At 69.8% G+C, this 16,977-nt stretch carries 19 protein-coding genes and 1 pseudogene; 11 read left to right on the forward strand and 9 right to left on the reverse strand.

Annotation, left to right across the window (positions count from 1 at the left end):
- Positions 1-129: 129 nt before the first annotated feature.
- Positions 130-924 carry an SURF1 family cytochrome oxidase biogenesis protein gene (locus L0C25_RS21035; RefSeq protein WP_271633731.1) on the reverse strand — a complete coding sequence of 265 codons (795 nt, stop codon included), beginning with the start codon at positions 922-924 and terminating at the stop codon, positions 130-132.
- A gap of 94 nt (positions 925-1,018) precedes the next feature.
- Between L0C25_RS21035 and moaA the strand changes: the two genes are divergently transcribed.
- Positions 1,019-2,032: a GTP 3',8-cyclase MoaA gene (gene moaA, locus L0C25_RS21040; protein ID WP_271633732.1), complete on the forward strand. Its 1,014-nt coding sequence runs from the start codon at positions 1,019-1,021 to the stop codon at positions 2,030-2,032.
- Positions 2,033-2,044: 12 nt separating this feature from the next.
- On the opposite strand, the gene L0C25_RS21045 is transcribed toward moaA, so the two are convergent.
- Both L0C25_RS21045 and L0C25_RS21050 read right to left on the reverse strand, forming a co-directional pair.
- The gene (locus L0C25_RS21045; RefSeq protein WP_271633733.1) at positions 2,045-2,263 is read right to left on the reverse strand and encodes an acetone carboxylase; all 219 of its coding nucleotides are present in this window, start codon (positions 2,261-2,263) and stop codon (positions 2,045-2,047) included.
- 134 nt (positions 2,264-2,397) lie between these two features.
- Positions 2,398-2,700: a DUF3099 domain-containing protein gene (locus L0C25_RS21050; RefSeq protein ID WP_271633734.1), complete on the reverse strand. Its 303-nt coding sequence runs from the start codon at positions 2,698-2,700 to the stop codon at positions 2,398-2,400.
- Positions 2,701-2,766: 66 nt separating this feature from the next.
- On the opposite strand from L0C25_RS21050, the gene L0C25_RS21055 reads away from it, so the two are divergent.
- The 4 genes and pseudogenes from L0C25_RS21055 (at position 2,767) to L0C25_RS21070 (ending at position 5,257) form a co-directional block, all read left to right on the forward strand.
- Positions 2,767-2,982 (forward strand): dodecin, encoded by a 216-nt coding sequence (locus tag L0C25_RS21055; protein ID WP_271633735.1) that lies wholly within the window; start codon positions 2,767-2,769, stop codon positions 2,980-2,982.
- Positions 2,983-3,069: 87 nt separating this feature from the next.
- Positions 3,070-3,775, forward strand: a pseudogene (gene fabG, locus L0C25_RS21060) (3-oxoacyl-ACP reductase FabG).
- 205 nt (positions 3,776-3,980) lie between these two features.
- Positions 3,981-4,751, forward strand: a complete 771-nt coding sequence (gene fabI, locus L0C25_RS21065) for an enoyl-ACP reductase FabI (RefSeq protein ID WP_271633736.1) — start codon at positions 3,981-3,983, stop codon at positions 4,749-4,751.
- A 2-nt stretch (positions 4,752-4,753) separates the two neighbouring features.
- A complete protein-coding gene (locus L0C25_RS21070) occupies positions 4,754-5,257 on the forward strand; it encodes a SixA phosphatase family protein (protein WP_271633737.1) in 504 nt (167 codons plus the stop codon).
- Positions 5,258-5,260: 3 nt separating this feature from the next.
- Here L0C25_RS21070 and serB read toward each other — a convergent pair whose 3' ends face one another.
- Together serB and L0C25_RS21080 are read right to left on the reverse strand one after the other, a co-directional pair.
- Complete coding sequence (serB, locus tag L0C25_RS21075) at positions 5,261-6,481, reverse strand: phosphoserine phosphatase SerB (protein WP_271633738.1); 1,221 nt, start codon at positions 6,479-6,481, stop codon at positions 5,261-5,263.
- Positions 6,478-7,218, reverse strand: coding sequence for a hypothetical protein (locus L0C25_RS21080; RefSeq protein WP_271633739.1), 741 nt, complete (start codon positions 7,216-7,218; stop codon positions 6,478-6,480). The genes serB and L0C25_RS21080 overlap by 4 nt, the downstream gene beginning before the upstream one ends.
- A 107-nt stretch (positions 7,219-7,325) precedes the next feature.
- On the opposite strand from L0C25_RS21080, the gene L0C25_RS21085 reads away from it, so the two are divergent.
- The 3 genes from L0C25_RS21085 to L0C25_RS21095 all read left to right on the forward strand — a co-directional run bounded on the left by L0C25_RS21085 (position 7,326) and on the right by L0C25_RS21095 (position 9,915).
- Positions 7,326-8,111: an ABC transporter ATP-binding protein gene (locus L0C25_RS21085; RefSeq protein ID WP_271633740.1), complete on the forward strand. Its 786-nt coding sequence runs from the start codon at positions 7,326-7,328 to the stop codon at positions 8,109-8,111.
- Between the two features lie 71 nt (positions 8,112-8,182).
- A complete protein-coding gene (locus L0C25_RS21090) occupies positions 8,183-8,641 on the forward strand; it encodes an NfeD family protein (protein ID WP_271633741.1) in 459 nt (152 codons plus the stop codon).
- Positions 8,642-8,697: 56 nt separating this feature from the next.
- A complete protein-coding gene (locus L0C25_RS21095) occupies positions 8,698-9,915 on the forward strand; it encodes an SPFH domain-containing protein (RefSeq protein ID WP_271633742.1) in 1,218 nt (405 codons plus the stop codon).
- A gap of 93 nt (positions 9,916-10,008) precedes the next feature.
- Here L0C25_RS21095 and L0C25_RS21100 read toward each other — a convergent pair whose 3' ends face one another.
- Entirely contained in the window at positions 10,009-10,533 is a 525-nt protein-coding gene (locus L0C25_RS21100) for a YbhB/YbcL family Raf kinase inhibitor-like protein (RefSeq protein ID WP_271633743.1), read from the reverse strand.
- 134 nt (positions 10,534-10,667) lie between these two features.
- Between L0C25_RS21100 and cobA the strand changes: the two genes are divergently transcribed.
- On the forward strand, positions 10,668-11,918 hold the full coding sequence (gene cobA / locus L0C25_RS21105; RefSeq protein WP_271633744.1) for a uroporphyrinogen-III C-methyltransferase: 1,251 nt from the start codon (positions 10,668-10,670) through the stop codon (positions 11,916-11,918).
- On the forward strand, positions 11,911-12,711 hold the full coding sequence (locus tag L0C25_RS21110; protein ID WP_271633745.1) for a TrmH family RNA methyltransferase: 801 nt from the start codon (positions 11,911-11,913) through the stop codon (positions 12,709-12,711). The genes cobA and L0C25_RS21110 overlap by 8 nt, the downstream gene beginning before the upstream one ends.
- A 24-nt stretch (positions 12,712-12,735) precedes the next feature.
- On the opposite strand, the gene L0C25_RS21115 is transcribed toward L0C25_RS21110, so the two are convergent.
- The 3 genes from L0C25_RS21115 to L0C25_RS21125 form a co-directional block, all read right to left on the reverse strand.
- Positions 12,736-13,926: a winged helix DNA-binding domain-containing protein gene (locus L0C25_RS21115; protein WP_271633746.1), complete on the reverse strand. Its 1,191-nt coding sequence runs from the start codon at positions 13,924-13,926 to the stop codon at positions 12,736-12,738.
- A gap of 170 nt (positions 13,927-14,096) precedes the next feature.
- Positions 14,097-14,687 (reverse strand): peptide deformylase, encoded by a 591-nt coding sequence (gene def / locus L0C25_RS21120; RefSeq protein ID WP_271633747.1) that lies wholly within the window; start codon positions 14,685-14,687, stop codon positions 14,097-14,099.
- Between the two features lie 43 nt (positions 14,688-14,730).
- The gene (locus L0C25_RS21125) at positions 14,731-15,468 is read right to left on the reverse strand and encodes a metallophosphoesterase family protein (RefSeq protein WP_271633748.1); all 738 of its coding nucleotides are present in this window, start codon (positions 15,466-15,468) and stop codon (positions 14,731-14,733) included.
- A gap of 133 nt (positions 15,469-15,601) precedes the next feature.
- On the opposite strand from L0C25_RS21125, the gene L0C25_RS21130 reads away from it, so the two are divergent.
- Positions 15,602-16,942: an acyl-CoA dehydrogenase family protein gene (locus L0C25_RS21130; protein WP_271633749.1), complete on the forward strand. Its 1,341-nt coding sequence runs from the start codon at positions 15,602-15,604 to the stop codon at positions 16,940-16,942.
- The last annotated feature ends 35 nt before the right edge of the window (positions 16,943-16,977 follow it).

A 16,977-nucleotide genomic window follows, 5' to 3' on the forward strand; every position in this document is an offset into this window, starting at 1 on the left:
CCAACATCCCGCCTCGGCAGAGTGATCGAGGCGGTGCGTTGGGATGACGCGAGCGACACTATGGCGCGGCTCACACGGTGCGAAGAGTGACTTGAGGATGGGGGGTATCCGCGAAACGAATACGTCCCGCTAGCTCGCGGCGTCTGCCCCGTCCCTGTCGGTCGCGGGTTCAGCGGGCGTCTCGCGATTGGCGCGGCGCGTACGCGGGTGGGCCTCGGACCACGCGAAGTAGAACCAGCCGAAGACCGCCAGGCCGGCGAAGAAGTACCACTGCATGGCGTAGAAGAAGTGCGGGCCCTGCCCGAGGTCGGGCCGCGGCTCCGGCTCGAGTCCGTCGTCACCGGCGGGGTCCTGGTCGGTGCGATTGACGAAGCCCGGGTAGGCGTCGTACGGGAGTGCGGCCTCCATGCCGGTGCTGGAGACCGCGCGCACCTGCCCGTCGGTGGGCTCGACGGCGCTCGCCTCGGCGGCGCTGTCGACCCGAAGCCATCCGGTGACGGTGACCTTGCCCGACGGGGGCGCGGGGATGTCCACCTCGGCGGAGTTGTTCGGCGACGACATCCAGCCACGGTCGACGATGACCGCGATGCCGGAGTCGGTCACCAGCGGGGTCACGACGTCGACGCCAGGGCCCTCGTCGCGAGTCTGGTACTTCTCGACGACCTCGCGCTCGGTGTCGTAGGTACCGGTGACGGTGACCGGAGTCCACTCGATGTCGTCGGGCACGGAGTCGTCGTCGGAACCGAGCACGTCATCGATCGGCCGGGGCGACTCGTCGAGATGCGCGCTGATGATCTCGTTGTCCGCCTTGCGCTGCTCGTGCCGGTCGTGCTGCCAGTTGCCGAGCCGAACGCACACGCCCGCGAGCAGGATCACGAAGAGCGCGAATCCCAGCCAGCGCAGGCTGAGCACGAAGCGGTACACACCGAAACGGTACGCGCGTCCGGTTGCCGGGATGGCGTGGGGTTCCGTGGGTGCGGCGGGCTAGGGTGGGTGGGACGAGCGCGAAGGAGTGTGCATGACCCAGGAGCTCGCGAAGCCGATGATGCTCGCGGATCAGTACGGCCGCGTCGCGAGCGATCTGCGCGTCTCGCTCACCGACCGCTGCAACCTCCGCTGCCAGTACTGCATGCCGGCGGAGGGCCTCGACTGGCTGCCCAACGACGAGACGCTCACCGATGACGAGGTCGTACGTCTCGTACGAATCGGTGTCGAGCACCTGGGCATCCGCGAGGTCCGGCTGACGGGCGGCGAGCCGCTGCTACGGCGTGGCCTCGCGTCGATCATCGCTCAGCTGACCGCGTTGTCGCCGCGTCCGAGGGTCTCGATCACGACGAACGCACTCGGCCTGAAGCACACGGCCGACAAACTCGCGGCGGCCGGGCTCGACCGGGTGAACGTCAGTCTCGACACCGTCGACCCCGAGACGTTCGCCGAGATCACCCGGCGCGACCGGCTCGATGACGTCATCGCCGGGCTCGAGGCGGCGAAGGCCGCCGGGCTCGAACCGGTGAAGATCAACGCCGTGCTGATGCGCGGGCTCAACGACGAGCAGGCGCCGAAGCTGCTCGCGTGGTGTCTCGAGCGCGGCTACCGGCTGCGGTTCATCGAGCAGATGCCGCTCGACGCGCAGCACCAGTGGAACCGCGAGCAGATGATCACCGCAGACGAGATCTTCGAGATCCTGCGGCCGTTCTACACGCTCACGCCGAGCGGCCGGTCACGCGGATCCGCGCCCGCGGAGGAGTTCGCCGTCGACGGTGGCCCCGCGACCGTCGGCATCATCGCGTCGGTCACCCGTCCGTTCTGCGGCGACTGCGACCGCGTACGCCTGACGGCCGATGGTCAGGTGCGCAACTGTCTGTTCGCCCGCGAGGAGTCGGATCTGCGCAGTGCCCTGCGAGGCGACGCGTCGGACGCCGACATCGCGCAGCGCTGGCGCGACGCGATGTGGATCAAGCGTCCCGGTCACGGCATCGACGACGAGGGGTTCCTGCAGCCGACGCGTCCGATGTCGGCCATCGGCGGCTGAGCCCCCGCCGACTCAGCGGCGAGGGGTGAAGGGCTCGGTGGCCTTCCAGAAGCCCCGGGCCGAAAGGAACGTACGCAGGTGCTCCTCGTGCTCGTCGCAGGCGAGCCAGACCTTGCGCCGATCAGGCGTGTGGATCTTCGGGTTGTTCCACAGCAGCTGATGCCGGGCCGGCGCGGTGCACCCCTTGGCCGAGCAGAGGGGATCGGGCTCGTCGGTCTGTTCGGCACTCACAAGGGCCAGCGTACGTCGACGCGAAAGGCCTGAGAAAAGGGCGATGCCGGACAGCCACGGGGGGAGCCATCCGGCATCTGACAACCTCGACGGGGGAGACGAGGCGTCGCCACCGGACATTACACGAACGTGACCTACTTCGCATCCCCCTGGGTCCCGGATTCGAGACTGCCCGCCGGATCCGGTCGGTACGCCTGCCCGGAGGACGTCGTTCGCTGCGTCGCCGTATTGGCGAGGATGACCGCTACGTACGGGAGCAGCACGGCGGCCACGACGAAACCCCAGCGCAGCGGTCCGCTGGCGATGACCGCGGCAACGAAGCACACGGTGCGGATCCCCATGGAGATCAGGTACCGCATCTGGCGCTTGTGCAGATCGACGCTGCGTCCGGGCTGGGCGCTGGTGATGTTGACCGCTTGGTGCGCGTGCGGATCCATGTCTCCACCGTACGCCGGTGTGCGTGCGTGGGCGAAGATGGAGTCACCCGAACTCAAGGAGACATCATGAGCGACCGTACGTACCGCGTCACGGAGATCGTCGGAACGTCGCCGGACGGCGTCGACCAGGCGATCGAGAACGGCATCTCCCGGGCCGGAGCAACCCTCCGGCACCTCGACTGGTTCGAGGTGCTCGGCGTACGCGGACAGATCTCCGATCGCGAGGTCTCGCACTACCAGGTCACGATGAAGCTCGGTTTCCGTCTCGAGGACGATGAGTGATCCGAATCGGCCTTACCGGGCGGTAGCCGATAGCGTTTGCGAGGCGCCGCCGTCCGGTGCGCCGTACGTACGAACGAGAGGTACGACGTGGCTCGATCGGTACTTGTCACGGGAGGAAACCGGGGCATCGGACGCGCGATCGCGCAACGGTTCGTCGACGCCGGCGACCAGGTCGCCGTCACCTACCGGAGCGGCGAGCCCCCCCACCGGCCTCCTCGGCGTCCGGTGCGACGTCACCGTGCCGGAGCAGGTCGACGAGGCGTTCGCGACCATCGAGGCCGAGCACGGCCCGGTGGAGATCCTGGTCGCCAATGCGGGCATCAACCGAGACACGCTGCTGCTTCGCATGAGCGAGGACGACTGGTCGGACGTGCTGGACACCAACCTCACCGGGTCGTTCCGCGTCGCGAAGCGCGCCGCCAAGGGCATGCTGCGCCTGCGTCGCGGCCGCATCGTGTTCGTCTCCTCGGTCGTCGGCCTGCTGGGGAGTGCGGGGCAGGTGAACTACGCCGCGAGCAAGTCCGGCATGGTCGGCATGGCGCGGTCGATCGCCCGTGAGCTCGGCAGCAGGTCGATCACGGCGAACGTCGTCGCTCCCGGGTTCGTCGAGACCGAGATGACGGCCGAGCTGCCCGAGGAGAAGCGCACTGAGTACAAGGCGGCCATCCCGCTCGGCAGGTACGCCGACGTCGACGAGGTCGCCGGCGTCGTGGAGTTCCTCGCCTCCGACGCGGCGGCGTACGTCACGGGGGCGGTCGTCCCCGTCGACGGCGGCCTCGGCATGGGGCACTAGTGCCCTGTGTACGAAATGATTGGACGTCTTTCGTCGCCCAGGCGGCGCCCCGCGGCGTTCTCGTCGTCGGAAATAGGGCCCACTATGACCGTCCTCCTCGGCCTTGCGGATGCATCCACCTGGACGACGCCTTCCGTCAAACCACTTCGTACACAGGACACTAGACACGGCCTAGGCAGACCCGACCTCAGAAACAGGAGTAGACGTGGGAATCCTCGAAGGCAAGAAGCTGCTCGTCACCGGCGTGACGATGGACAACTCGATCGGCTTCGCGGTCGCGCGTACGGCCCAGAACGAAGGCGCCGAGGTGGTCGTGTCGAACTTCGGCCGGGCGCTCGGCATCACCCGGCGGATCGTCAACCGGCTACCGAAGGAGGCGTCGGTCATCGAGCTCGACGTGACCGACGAGCAGCATCTGGCAGACCTCTCGAACCAGCTGCAGGACTCCCTGGGCGGCCTCGACGGCATCTTCCACTCGATCGCGTACGGCAACCCGGAGACGATCCTCGGTGGCAGGTTCGTCGGCGCGCCGTGGGAGGACGTGTCGCAGGCCGTACAGGTGTCGGCGTACTCGCTGATGTCGCTCGCGAATGCCGCGCGACCGCTGCTCGGGCGGGGGAGCTCGGTGGTCGGCATGACGTTCGACGCGACCGTCGCCTGGCCCGCGTACGACTGGATGGGCGTCGCGAAGGCGGGCCTGGAGTCGTGTGCGCGCTATCTCGCCCGCGACCTCGGCCCCGACGGCATCCGGGTCAACCTGGTCTCCGCCGGCCCGCTCAAGACGCTCGCGGCGAAGGCGATCCCGGGCTTCGAGGACCTCGAGGCCCTGTGGAACGACCGCGCGCCACTCGGCTGGGACGAGAAGGACAACGAGCCGACCGCGCGCGCGGCCGCCGCGCTGCTGAGCGACTACTTCCCGGCGACGACCGGTGAGATCGTGCACGTCGACGGCGGTTATCACGCGATGGGTGCGTAGGCGTGCCACGGCTGATCCTCGTGCGGCACGCCAAGACCGAGCGGACCGCGAGCAGCGACGCCGTTCGCGACCTGACCGAACGCGGGCGCAGCCAGTCCACGGCGCTCGGTGAGGCGCTCGACGGCGACGTACGCGAGCCCGCGGTCGCGCTCGTCTCGACCGCGGTACGTGCGGCGCAGACGTGGGATCTCGCCGCCTCGGTGCTGGCCGCGGAGGTGACCCGACGGTTGTTGGACTCGTTGTACACAGCCGACCCCGATGTGGTTCTCGACGAGGTGCGCGTCCTGGGGGAGGACGTCGAGACCGCGATCGTCGTCGGCCACAACCCGACGATCGCCGACCTCGTGGCGCAGCTCGTCGGCAACCGGGCCGGCGGGGCGTACGACGAGCTGCGCGCGGGGGGCTTCTCACCGGCTACGACGGCGGTCTTCGACGTGGAGCCGCGCTGGTCGGACATCGACTCGACCACGGCGACGCTGGTGCGCTACGTACCGCCGCTCGCGTGACGATCAGCCGCTGACCCCGGCTGCCTCGTCGGCCGCCTCGACCTCCTCGCGGGTGATGCCGAGGAGGTAGATGATCGCGTCGAGGTACGGAACCGAAACTGACGTATCGGCGGCATCCCGGACGACCGGCTTGGCGTTGAACGCGATGCCGAGTCCGGCGGTGGCGAGCATGTCGAGGTCGTTCGCGCCGTCGCCGATCGCCACGGTGTTCGGAAGTGCGATACCGGCATCGTCGGCGAAGCGGCGCAGTGCGATCGCCTTGCCCGCTCGATCGACGACCGCGCCGAGAAGCCGCCCGGTGAGCCGCCCGTCGTCGACCTCGAGACGGTTCGCGGCGTAGTAGTGGATGCCGAGGTCGGCGGCGATACGTTCCACGATCTGGGTGAACCCACCGCTGACCATGGCGAACCGGTAGCCGAGCCGCTTCAGCGTCCGGATCATCGTGCGCGCGCCCGGGGTATAGACGAGCGACTCGTAGACCTGGTCGAGCGCCGATGCGGGCACACCCTCGAGCAGACGTACGCGAGCGCGTAACGAGTCGGCGAAGTCGAGCTCGCCACGCATCGCCGCCGCCGTGACCGCCGCGACCTGGTCGCCGAAGCCCGCATGCTCGGCGAGCATCTCGATCACCTCGCCCTGGATGAGCGTCGAGTCGACGTCCATGACCACGAGGCGTTGGGCATGGCGGTGGATGCCCGTCGGCCGGACGGCGATGTCGACCTGCTGCTGCACCGCCTCCTGCGCGAGCACCATCTGCAGGTGCTCGGGTTCGGAACCGGAGATGTCGAGGTCGATCGCCGTGACGGGGTAGCGCGCCATGCGGACGATCCTGTCGATGTTCGCGCCCGCGTCGGCGATGCGGCCGGCGACACCCGCGACTGCCTCGGGAGACAGCGGCGAGCCGAGCACGGTGACGTGGGTCCGGCCGATCCGCCGAGGCCGGTTGTCGCCCTCGCCCTCGGCGATCTCGACGTCCATGTCGAGCCCGTGAGCGACCGACTCGATGGCGCTGGTGAAGCCGTCGCGGTCGACCGGCTCGGTGAACAGCACGCCGAGCACGAGACGGCCCCGCAGCAGCAGCTGCTCGATGTCGAGTACCTCCGCGTCGAAACCCGCCGTTGCCGCGAAGACCCGCGACGTGACGCCGGGGTGGTCGCGACCGGTGAGGGTGACGAGCAGGGTCGACCCAGCAGGGTCGGGCTTCGGCTTGACCGGTACGTTCATCGCTCCCCGAGAGTAGTGCCCGGCTCGAATGAGCTGCACGCGGCAACGACGGCGTGCCGCGCGGCACGCTGCAGCTCCAGCGTCGTACGCCGCCGGGCCGCTCCGTCGCCGACGCCGAGGGCGCCTCCGTCGTCGGCAAGTGCGAGATCGCAGATCCGCCAGCAACGCACCGCCAGCGCCGACACCCGCTGGGCGCGCTGGTCGAATCCGGGCGGGAGTACGCCGTCGCGCGTGGCGCGGAGATCCGAGAGGGTGTCCGCGATCTCCGGCCGCCAGCGTGCGACATCGAGCTCGGCGAGGACTCGGCCGGTCTCGACGAGCTGCTCGCGGAGCGCGCGCTCGGCATCGGCGACCGAGGTGGACGGCCTCGGTGCCTGTGCGTCGTACGTGGACCAGAACACGCCGCGTCCGACGACCGACGGGACGAACCCGACACCTGCACCGACGACGACGACGGCCTCCGCCGTGTCGAGCGCGGCCTCGTTGAACATCGGCGGACCGGCGAGGCCGGCCGGGTCGCCGGGTACGGGAAGCGCGAGCGCGGCGGCGGTCGCTCCTCGCTTTCGGAGCGCGGCCCAGGCCTGCTCCAGCGGAAGGATGTCGTCCGCGAGCCCGGTGACGTCGTGCGCGGCATCGGCGCCGCGTACGGCCGCTGTCGCATCGTCGATCGGGGCGAAACCGCCGAGCCACGCGTTGAACCACGACGCCCAGCGCGCCGAGCGGGGGAGCGCGGTCATGCCGTTTGGCCGACGCGCCACAAGCAGGTGAGTTGCACCTGACTATTATCCAGCGTGGGCCCGGACGGCCACCCGGACACCCGTGCCACACGCGACGGAAGGAGATCATGGCCTCGGTCATCGAGCTCGTCGACACCACGATCGTGCGCGGCGGACAACGCATCCTCGACTCCGTGACGTGGACGGTCAACGACGACGAACGGTGGGTCGTCCTCGGTGCGAACGGCGCCGGCAAGACCACCGTGCTCCAGGTTGCGGGCGCGCAGATGCACCCGACCAGTGGCATCGCCGGTGTCCTCGGCGAGGTGCTCGGCACGGTCGACGTCTTCGAGCTGCAACCACGGATCGGGCATGCCGGCTCGGCGCTCGCCGAGCGGGTACCCCGCGCGGAGCTGGTACGTGACGTCGTCGTCTCCGCTGCGTACGCGGTGATCGGGCGCTGGCGTGAGGAGTACGACGAGCTCGACCTTGAACGCGCGGTCGCCCTGCTCGACCAGGTCGGCATCGGCCATCTCGCAGACCGCACCTTCGGCACCCTGAGCGAGGGCGAGCGCAAACGTACGCTGATCGCCAGGGCCCTGATGACAGACCCGGAGCTGATGCTGCTCGACGAGCCGGCGGCCGGCCTCGACCTCGGCGCTCGTGAAGACCTCGTCTCGACCCTCGCGGGGTTGGCGGCCGATCCCGCGGCGCCCGCGATCGTACTGGTGTCGCACCATGTCGAGGAGATTCCGCCCGGCTTCACCCACGTCCTCATGCTGCGCCACGGCCGGGTCGTCGCCGCCGGACCGATCGGCTCGACGCTCAACGACGACACGCTGACGTCCACGTTCGAGACGCCGCTGACGATCACGCAGCACTCCGGTAGGTTCGCCGCGCGCCGCGCCTCCTGAGCCCGGACACCGACGCGTCGCGCGGCCCGACCGCCCGCGCGGCGGCACCGGCTTCCACTAGGGTGGCCATCGTGTCCGACTTCTTCGACTGGCTGAGCGAGAACGCGTGGGTGGGTTGGGCCGGAGCGGGGGTACTGCTCGCGATCGCCGAGATGGTGAGCCTCGACCTGGTGCTGCTGATGCTCGCCGTCGGCTGCTTCGCCGGCTCGGTCACCGCCATCGCGGGCGGTCCCGTACTGCTGGCGAGCCTGGTCGCGATTGCGACGTCGGTCGCGATGCTCTACTTCGTGCGGCCGTCGCTCATCCGCCGGTTGCACGGTGGCCCGGAGCTCGCGACCGGTACGGCGGCACTCGTCGGCAAGCACGGCGTCGTCGTCTCGCGCATCGGAACGTCGGGTGGCCGGATCAAGCTCGCCGGCGAGGAGTGGACGGCCCGGTCGTACGACCCGACGATCGAGCTGGAGCCCGGCACGGAGGTAGCGGTGCTCGAGATCGACGGCGCGACCGCAGTGGTATTCCCGCAGGACTAGGACTTCATCGCCCAGAGCAGGGCACATCTCGGATCGGACCCCGAAAGGATCATTGAGTGGAACTCGCAGTTTCCATCTTCCTGGTGTTGATCGCGTTGCTGGTGATCGTGACGCTGGCGAAGACGATCAAGATCATCCCGCAGGCGCGAAGCGGAATCGTCGAGCGCTTCGGCCGATACAAGAAGACACTGACGCCGGGCCTGAACTTCCTCACGCCGTGGATCGAGAAGGTCCGCTACGTCATCGACATGCGTGAGCAGGTCGTGTCGTTCCCGCCGCAGCCGGTCATCACCGAGGACAATCTGGTCGTCTCGATCGACACCGTCATCTACTTCCAGGTCACGAACCCCGTGACCGCGACGTACGAGATCGCGAACTACATCCAGGCGATCGAGCAGCTGACGATGACGACGCTGCGCCAGATCACCGGTGGAATGACGCTCGAGCACGCGCTCACCGGGCGCGACCAGATCAACGGCTCGCTGCGCGGCGTACTCGACGAGGCGACGGGGCGATGGGGCATCCGGGTCAACCGCGTCGAGCTGAAGGGCATCGACCCGCCCCCGTCCATCAAGGACGCGATGGAGAAGCAGATGCGCGCCGAGCGCGACAAGCGCGCGGCGATCCTCACCGCGGAGGGCGGCCGTCAGTCCGCGATCCTCACGGCCGAGGGCGAGAAGCAGAGCTCGATCCTGTCGGCCGAGGGCGACCGCGAGGCCGCGATCCTGCGCGCCCAGGCCGAGCGGGAGGCGTCGATCCTGAAGGCGCAGGGCGAGGGTCAGGCGATCCAGACGGTGTTCCAGGCCATCCACGACGGTTCACCGGACCAGTCGCTGCTCGCGTACCAGTATCTGCAGATGATGCCGAAGATCGCCGAGGGCGACGCCAACAAGGTGTGGATCGTTCCGAGCGAGATCGGCAAGGCCCTCGAGGGGCTCGGGAACGCCGTCGGCGCCATCCCGGATCAGGTCGACGGTCCGAGCAAGCGCATCGACCTCGACGAGCCGATCGCTCCCACGGTCTCCGATGAGCGACTTGCCGCAACCCACGACGCCGTTGCCGAGGCGATCGAGGATGCGCGCAGCGCCGCCGCTCCCGGTGGAGGCGGTTCGTCACGGCAGACTCCGCCCACGCCGCCTCAGCAGAACCCGCCGCCCGGATCGAAGGGGGCCGGTTCGCAGGACCCGCCGGCGACGCCGCCTCCGGGCCGGAAGACGCCGCCCGGACCGCCCTCGGGTGGCCAGCCGCCGACCGGAGGCGGCCCGCAGCGGTAGCCCCGCACCGTGAACCGCACGTTTCAGCCCCAGAATCGCCGATTCTGGGGCTGAAACGTGCGGCCCAGCGGGCGTGGTTGGGGCAGCGTGCGGTCAGTGGCGGTACGTACCGACGGTGATGGCGCGGGCGAGGGTCTTGAACGCGAGGTTGAAGGACACCGCGGCGGGGCTGGTGTCGGAGTCGACGCCGAGGGACTCCTCGGAGACAGCGTGAACGACGTAGAAGTACCGGTGGACCTGGTCTCCCTCGGGCGGTGCGGCGCCCAGGTAGCCCTTGGCGCCGCCGTCATTGCGTACGTGGAACGCGTTGCCGGGCAGGTCGTCACCACCGCCGATGCCTGCCGGCAGATCTGTCGTCGAGGCCGGCACGTCGACGAGTACCCAGTGCCAGAACCCCGAGGGCGTCGGCGCGTCGGGGTCGAAGCAGGTGACCACGAAGCTCTTGGTGGTCTCGGGAAAGTCGGTCCAGTGCAGCTGCGGCGACGTGTTGCCAGCTTTCGCGACCTGTGCGTCAGCAAGGGGTTCACCGTCGGTCACGTCGTCGCTGGTGACCGAGAACGCTTCGACACGGGGAAGCAGGTCGTACGGGTTCGGACTGACGGGACGGTCCAGGCTCATCGATTCTCCCTACGAATGTGCGGCACGTGCACCAGACGCTACCGCTCGTCTTGAAACGTGGGCGAGCCAGTCGGCCGCGCCGGCCGGCCGTGTAGCGTCGGGCTGCAGTGAACGGATCTGCGAACGGTACCGATGTGACGACGACCTCGCATCAACCAGACGAGCAACCGCCGCCGTATCCTGCGGGGCTGCGGCTGGCCGGCAAGCGCGTGGTCGTGGTCGGCGGCGGGCACGTCGCCCAGCGCAGGATTCCCGCGCTACTGGCCTCCGGCGCGATCATCACGGTCGTGTCGCCGGAGGTGACGCCCGCAATCGAAGGGCTCTCCGCCGGCGACGAGATCGTCTGGGAACGCCGCGGGTTCGCCGCCGGCGACCTCGCCGGTGCGTGGTACGCGCTTGCGTTGTCCGACGATGCAGAGACGAACGCCGCGGTCGTCGCGGAGGCCGACGCACAGCAGACGTTCTGCGTACGCGGTGACGACGCCGTTGCGGGTACGGCCTGGACGCCGGCGACCGGCCGATTCGATGAGCTGACGGTGTCGGTGCTCGCGAACCGTGACCCGCGACGGTCCGCGGGCGTACGCGACGCGCTCATCCACGCGTTGCGCAGCGGCGAGGTCGGGGCCCCGCACTACCGGCGCCGCAGCCCGGGCGTCGTCCTCGTCGGCGGCGGGCCGGGCGATCCCGAGCTGATCACGCTCGCCGGCCGGCGCGCCCTCGCCGAGGCCGACGTCGTGGTCGCCGACCGGCTGGCGCCGCGGGAGCTGCTCTCGGAACTGTCCTCGGACGTCGAGGTTATCGACGCGACCAAGCTGCCGCGCGGCCGGGCCGCCCAGCAGGACGAGATCAACCGGGTGCTCGTCGACCGTGCGCTCGCGGGCAACCGGGTCGTACGCCTCAAGGGCGGCGATCCGTACGTGTTCGGCCGGGGCATGGAGGAGCAGCTCGCGTGCGTACGCGCGGGTGTCGAATGCACGGTCATCCCGGGAATCACCAGCGCCGTCGCCGTCCCGGCCGCGGCCGGCGTACCGGTCACGCATCGCGGCGTCACGCACGCATTCACCGTTGTGTCCGGGCACCTGCCGCCCGGTCATCCGGATTCGCTGGTCGACTGGCATGCGCTCGCGCGTACCGGCGGCAGCGTCGTGTTGTTGATGGCGGTCGACAACCTCGCGGCGATCACGGCGGCGATGACCGACGCCGGTCGATCCGAGGACACGCCCGTCGCCGTGATCCAGGAGGGCGGGATGCCGACCGAGCGCCGGTTGCGATCGACGCTCGGGCAGGTCGGCGTCGCCGTCGCGGAGCAGGGGTTCCGTCCGCCGGCGGTCGTGGTGGTCGGCGACGTCGTCGCGGTCCTGGACGGCGCCGCGGTCGATGGTTGAGCGCGTCGCTCTCGCGGGTGCCGACGACCCAGTGCTGCGCGACTACGTCCGGCTGCGCGACGTACAGGCGCGCAGGTCGCTCGAGGTGGAGCACGGCTTCTTCATCGCCGAGGGCGAGAAGGTCGTACGCCGCGCGCTGGAGTCGGGGCATCGGCCGCGCTCGTTCCTGATGGCGCCACGATGGCTCGAGTCGCTGGCCGACGTACTCGACGACCACGACGTGCCTTGCTACGTGCTGAGCGAGGCCGCGATCGAGCGCGTCACCGGCTTCCACGTGCATCGGGGCGCTCTCGCGTCCCTCGAGCGGCCGGCGCCGCGTGCGGTCGACGACGTGCTCGCGACGGCGCGACGCATCGTCGTGATCGAGGACGTCGTGGACCACACCAACGTCGGTGCGATCTTCCGGTCGGTCGCGGCGCTCGGCTTCGACGCGATCATGCTGTCACCGCGGTGCGCCGACCCGTTGTACCGGCGCTCGATCAAGGTCGCCATGGGGTCGGTGTTCTGGCTGCCGTACGCGCGGCTCGACAAGTGGTACGAGGCGCCGGACCTGCTTGCGCGGCACGGGTTCCAGCGGGTCGCGCTCGCCTTGGACGACGCCGCGACCGATCTGGCTCGGCTGCAGGTCGGAGACAAGGTCGCGTTGCTCGTAGGCTCGGAGGGCCATGGACTCTCGCCGCGCTGGCGTACGACCGCCGACGACGTGGTGATGATCCCGATGGCCGCGGACATCGACTCCCTCAACGTCGCGGCATCGGTCGCCGTGGCCTGCTGGGCGCTTCGCGAAGGCTGAGGCCTCGCCGCTTCACCGGTCCGGTCAGGCGCCGCTGAGGTCGCGCTCGAGCGGCGTACGAAAGCTGGGCACGACGACGGTCGACTCGAGGCGAGGCTCGAGCCGACCCGCTTCGGCCGCGACCGCCGCCTCGGCCTCGGCACCGGCGTCCGCGAGCAGCCGCCAGCGCACACCGCCGTCGGGAGCGATCGCCCAACCGCCCACGACGCGTCCGGCCCACCACACGGTCGGGCCGATGTTGCCGTTGCGGTCGAACAGTGCGTCGCGGTGGTCGCCGAGATACCAGTCGCGGTGCTTCCAGCCCATCGGCGTCGGATCGAGGGCGGGGAGCAGGGCTGCCCGTGGCGCCACTTCCGGCGTCTCGTCGAGGTCGTCGGCGAGCACGACACCGTCGCCCGCGGCGAGCGCGACCTCGACCGTGTCGAGGGCGGCAACCGCTGTGCGGGTGTGGCCGAGCGACCAGCCGGTCCACCACTGCAGGTCGGCGATGGTCGCCGGGCCGAATGCCCGGAGCCACCGTTGCGCGAGCATCGCGCGAGCGGCTGCCGGATCGAGCGGTTCGATGCCGTCCGGCCACCAGTTCGAGGCGGGCTCCCAGCTGTGCGCCCGAGACGTCCAGTCACCGCGCGGCGCGCCGCGGACGATGTGGGCGTACGCCCCGAGCATGGTAAGGACGCGGCTGTTGATGGTGCGCCGAATGTCGTACTTCTTGTCAGACACGGGCAGGATCGCCGTACGCAGCCGCGGTTCGTCGGCCGAGATCTGTGCTGCCGTGGCGGTCCGTCGTACGCCCAGCACCTCGATCGTCGCGCGTTCGAGGTCGGTGAGCCATGCGTCGACGTCACCCTCGATCGCGGGATCCGTCGGCAGCTTCTCGAGATCCTTGACGATGCCCCGGCGCAGCCGGTCGGCAACGGGTAGCGCGGCGCCGTAGTGGACGCACGCGACGACGTCGCCGGGAACGACGAAGAGCGTACGCCGCATGCCCATCAGGCGTACGAGCGAGCGGCGTTCGTAGAGTGCGGCGGATACGTCGGCGAGCTTCGCCTCCGGTGCGCGTGCCAGGACGGAGAGGTAGACCGATGCGGGGTCGCTCGCGTGCAGCGCGAGCAGGCTCGCCGCCGCGTCATCGGGGTCGGTCGCGTGATCGGTTTCGCTGAGCCGGTGGCGCACCTGCAGCCGTCGGCGGCGTTCGTCGTCGGAGATCGTCAGCACGGGGTCAAGAGTTGCATGCGGTGCCGACAGTGCTGCGGCCCTGTGTGGCGATACCAAGTTCACTTGGTATGGCTGCACTGGGCGGGGTGTCGGTGCCTGGGGGAGTGGGCGGAGCCGAGTTCACTTGGTATCGCCCCACCACGCCTATCGCCGCACGCCACCCGGCCGCCTCAGCCCTCCGCGGACGCGGTGTGGCGGCGCGACGCTGGCCAGTCGTCGTCGAACTGGTCGGCTATCTGCGCGGCCTGCTTGAACAGCTTCTTGCGGGCGCGGGCGGAGAGCCGGTCGCCGAAGACCCGGCCGAAGAGGTGGTCGGTCTCGTGCTGGAGGCAGCGCGCGAGCGTACCGCCCTCGCCGACGTACGTCACCGGAGCGCCGGTGTGGTCGACGCCGTCGACGCGCGACCAGTCCGGCCGGGCGCAGGCGGAGTAGCCGCCCGGAAGCGAGAGGCAGCCCTCGTCGTCCTCGTCGAGGCGCCGCTCGCCCGGGTCGGGAAGGGTGAGCACCGGGTTGCAGACAACGCCCTTGACGCGCGCGTCGGAGCCGTCCGTGCAGTCGAAGACGAACAACTTCTGGTCGACGCCGACCTGGTTCGCGGCCAGACCAGCGCCCTCCGCTGCGTACATCGTCGCGAACATATCGGCCACGAGCGTCGCTAGCTCGTCGTCGAACGCGGTGACGTCGCGGAGCTCGTGGTGCATCACGGGCGCACCCCATCGGGTGATCGGGCGGACTGTTCCACCGGTCGGCAGCTCGGACACGCGTGTCTCCTTGACGGTTCGGGCAGACGATGCGGTACGAATCCTAGACGCGGCCCGTCAGCAGTGCGTTGGCGACATCGGGACGTCCGTTCGACTCGGCGATCGACGCGGCGTGCTCCCAGTCGTACCTCACCGAGCGGAACGACAGCTGCCACGTGCCGTCGCGATCGTCGGCGACCGCGTAGCGCGCGTGCGGCGTGCCCGCCTCCATGACGTGCGGGTACGGTCTGTCGTCGTCGTACGCGGGCCAGCCGACGCTTCCCGGGTTGCCGACGAGCGCTCCCGTCGGCAGCCGCATCGATCGTTGGAGATGCGTGTGACCGCAGAGAAGGAGCGGCGTCGCGGCGTACGCGCCGAGTCGTTCGACGACCTCGTCGGTCGTAGCGCGGCGTACGCCGCTCGGCTCGACCGTCTCGAGCAGGTAGACCGTGTCGTTCGTCGGTGAGCCGTGGAACGCCACGACGCCCGGTGCGAGCTCCGACGTGAGGGGAAGCGACGCCAGCCACGTCCGGTGTCGGGCTGAGAGGGACTCGCGCGCAAGACGATCGGAGGCGCCCAGCCGGTCAACGGGCAGCGTCAGGACCTGGCGTTCGTGGTTGCCGCGAACGGTCGGCAGGGCGAGCGGGATGAGCCGATCCGCGGTCTCGCGCGGCTGGACACCGCCGGAGACGATGTCCCCGAGGTTGACGACCAGGTCGACCCCCGCACTCTCGATGTCGGCGAGCACGGCGTCGAGCGCGGGAAGGTTGCCGTGGATGTCGGCGATCGCGGCGATTCTCATCGCCGCACGGTATGCGACGCACTGGCGCAACGCACGCGAGTTTCGGCGGCGTGACGGAGGCCATGTGCAACAGAGTGCAAACGAGAGTTACACTCCTTGGGTGAGCCGCCGTGCGAGGCCCGAAGGAGTCGTCGTGTCAGCAGATCGAGGGATTGTCACCTACCGCCGTGACGCCATGGGGTACGGGCTAGCCGCCCTCAACCGGATCGCCGGGTCGAGGGTGATCGAGCGCCTCGGCATGCGCAAGCCGACCGAGCGGGTCGTGTTCCAGGCCACGAAGACCGGATTCCGTACGCTCGGCGCGGTCAACCGCACGTTCGTCAAGGCGCGCAGCGGCGGTTCGCCGAGCCGGACGAAGGCGGGCCGGCGTACGGGCGTGTTCGACCTGACCCCGACCGACGACCAGCAGATGATCGTCTCGGTGGTCAAGGAGTTCGCCACCGAGGCCGTTCGACCGGCGGCCGACAAGGCCGAAGCCGCGTGCGAGACACCGCACGAGCTGCTGCAGCAGGCCGCCGAGCTCGGCTTGACCCTACTGGAGGTCCCCGACGACCTCGGAGGTCTCGACAACGAGCGCACGACGACGACGGGAGTGCTTGTCGCCGAGTCGCTCGCGCACGGCGACATGGGGCTCGCCGTCGCCTGCCTGGCACCCGCATCGGTGGCGACCGCGCTGTCGCTGTGGGGGAGCGCCGACCAACAGCAGACGTACCTGCCGTCGTTCACGGGCGAGGAGATCCCGTCGGCCGCGCTCGCGATCGCCGAGCCGACGGCGTTGTTCGACCCGCTGCAGCTACGCACGACGGCCAAGCGCACGCCGGGTGGGGGATACACGCTCAACGGCGTGAAGTCCGCGGTCGTACGCGCCGCTGCCGCCGAGCTGTTCGTGATCGCGGCCGACCTGGAGGGCAGCGGGCCGGCACTGTTCATCGTCGAGTCGAACACGTCCGGCCTCGAGGTCGAGGCCGACCCGTCGATGGGTCTGCGCGCCGCGTCCCTCTCGAGGGTGGTCTTCGACGATGTCCGGGTTTCGGAGGACGCGTTGCTCGGCGACACCGAGCAGCACGCGTACCGCGAGTGCATCCGGCTGTCGCGGATCGCGTGGTCTGCCCTCGCCGTCGGTACGGCACAGGCCGTCCTCGACTACGTGACGCCGTACGTCAAGGAGCGCAAGGCGTTCGGCGAGCCGATCGCGTACCGCCAGTCGGTCGCCTTCATGGTCGCCAACATCGGCATCGAGCTCGAGGGCATGCGCCTCGCGACGTATCGCGCGGCCTCTCGCGCGGAGCAGGGGCTCGACAACGCCCGTGAGGTCGCGCTTGCGCGCCGCCTGTGCAGCGAGTACGGCATGAAGATCGGTCAGGACGGTGTGCAGCTCCTCGGCGGGCACGGCTTCGTCAAGGAGCATCCCGTCGAGCGGTGGTACCGAGACCTGCGCGCGGTCGGCGTGATGGAAGGCAGCCTCCTCGTCTGAGAGGGAGAAGCGTGAGGAACGAGTGAGCACGAGCG

It is taken from the genome of Solicola gregarius, assembly GCF_025790165.1.
GTDB classification, from domain to species: domain Bacteria; phylum Actinomycetota; class Actinomycetes; order Propionibacteriales; family Nocardioidaceae; genus Solicola; species Solicola gregarius.

What these genes read in the sequence shown, in the direction of transcription:
- moaA (WP_271633732.1), top strand. Translation starts at nt 1,019, where the DNA reads ATGACCCAGGAGCTCGCGAAGCCGATGATGCTCGCGGATCAGTACGGC.
- L0C25_RS21050 (WP_271633734.1), bottom strand. Translation starts at nt 2,700, where the DNA reads ATGGATCCGCACGCGCACCAAGCGGTCAACATCACCAGCGCCCAGCCC.
- L0C25_RS21055 (WP_271633735.1), top strand. Translation starts at nt 2,767, where the DNA reads ATGAGCGACCGTACGTACCGCGTCACGGAGATCGTCGGAACGTCGCCG.
- serB (WP_271633738.1), bottom strand. Translation starts at nt 6,481, where the DNA reads ATGAACGTACCGGTCAAGCCGAAGCCCGACCCTGCTGGGTCGACCCTG.
- L0C25_RS21080 (WP_271633739.1), bottom strand. Translation starts at nt 7,218, where the DNA reads ATGACCGCGCTCCCCCGCTCGGCGCGCTGGGCGTCGTGGTTCAACGCG.
- L0C25_RS21085 (WP_271633740.1), top strand. Translation starts at nt 7,326, where the DNA reads ATGGCCTCGGTCATCGAGCTCGTCGACACCACGATCGTGCGCGGCGGA.
- L0C25_RS21100 (WP_271633743.1), bottom strand. Translation starts at nt 10,533, where the DNA reads ATGAGCCTGGACCGTCCCGTCAGTCCGAACCCGTACGACCTGCTTCCC.
- L0C25_RS21110 (WP_271633745.1), top strand. Translation starts at nt 11,911, where the DNA reads ATGGTTGAGCGCGTCGCTCTCGCGGGTGCCGACGACCCAGTGCTGCGC.
- L0C25_RS21125 (WP_271633748.1), bottom strand. Translation starts at nt 15,468, where the DNA reads ATGAGAATCGCCGCGATCGCCGACATCCACGGCAACCTTCCCGCGCTC.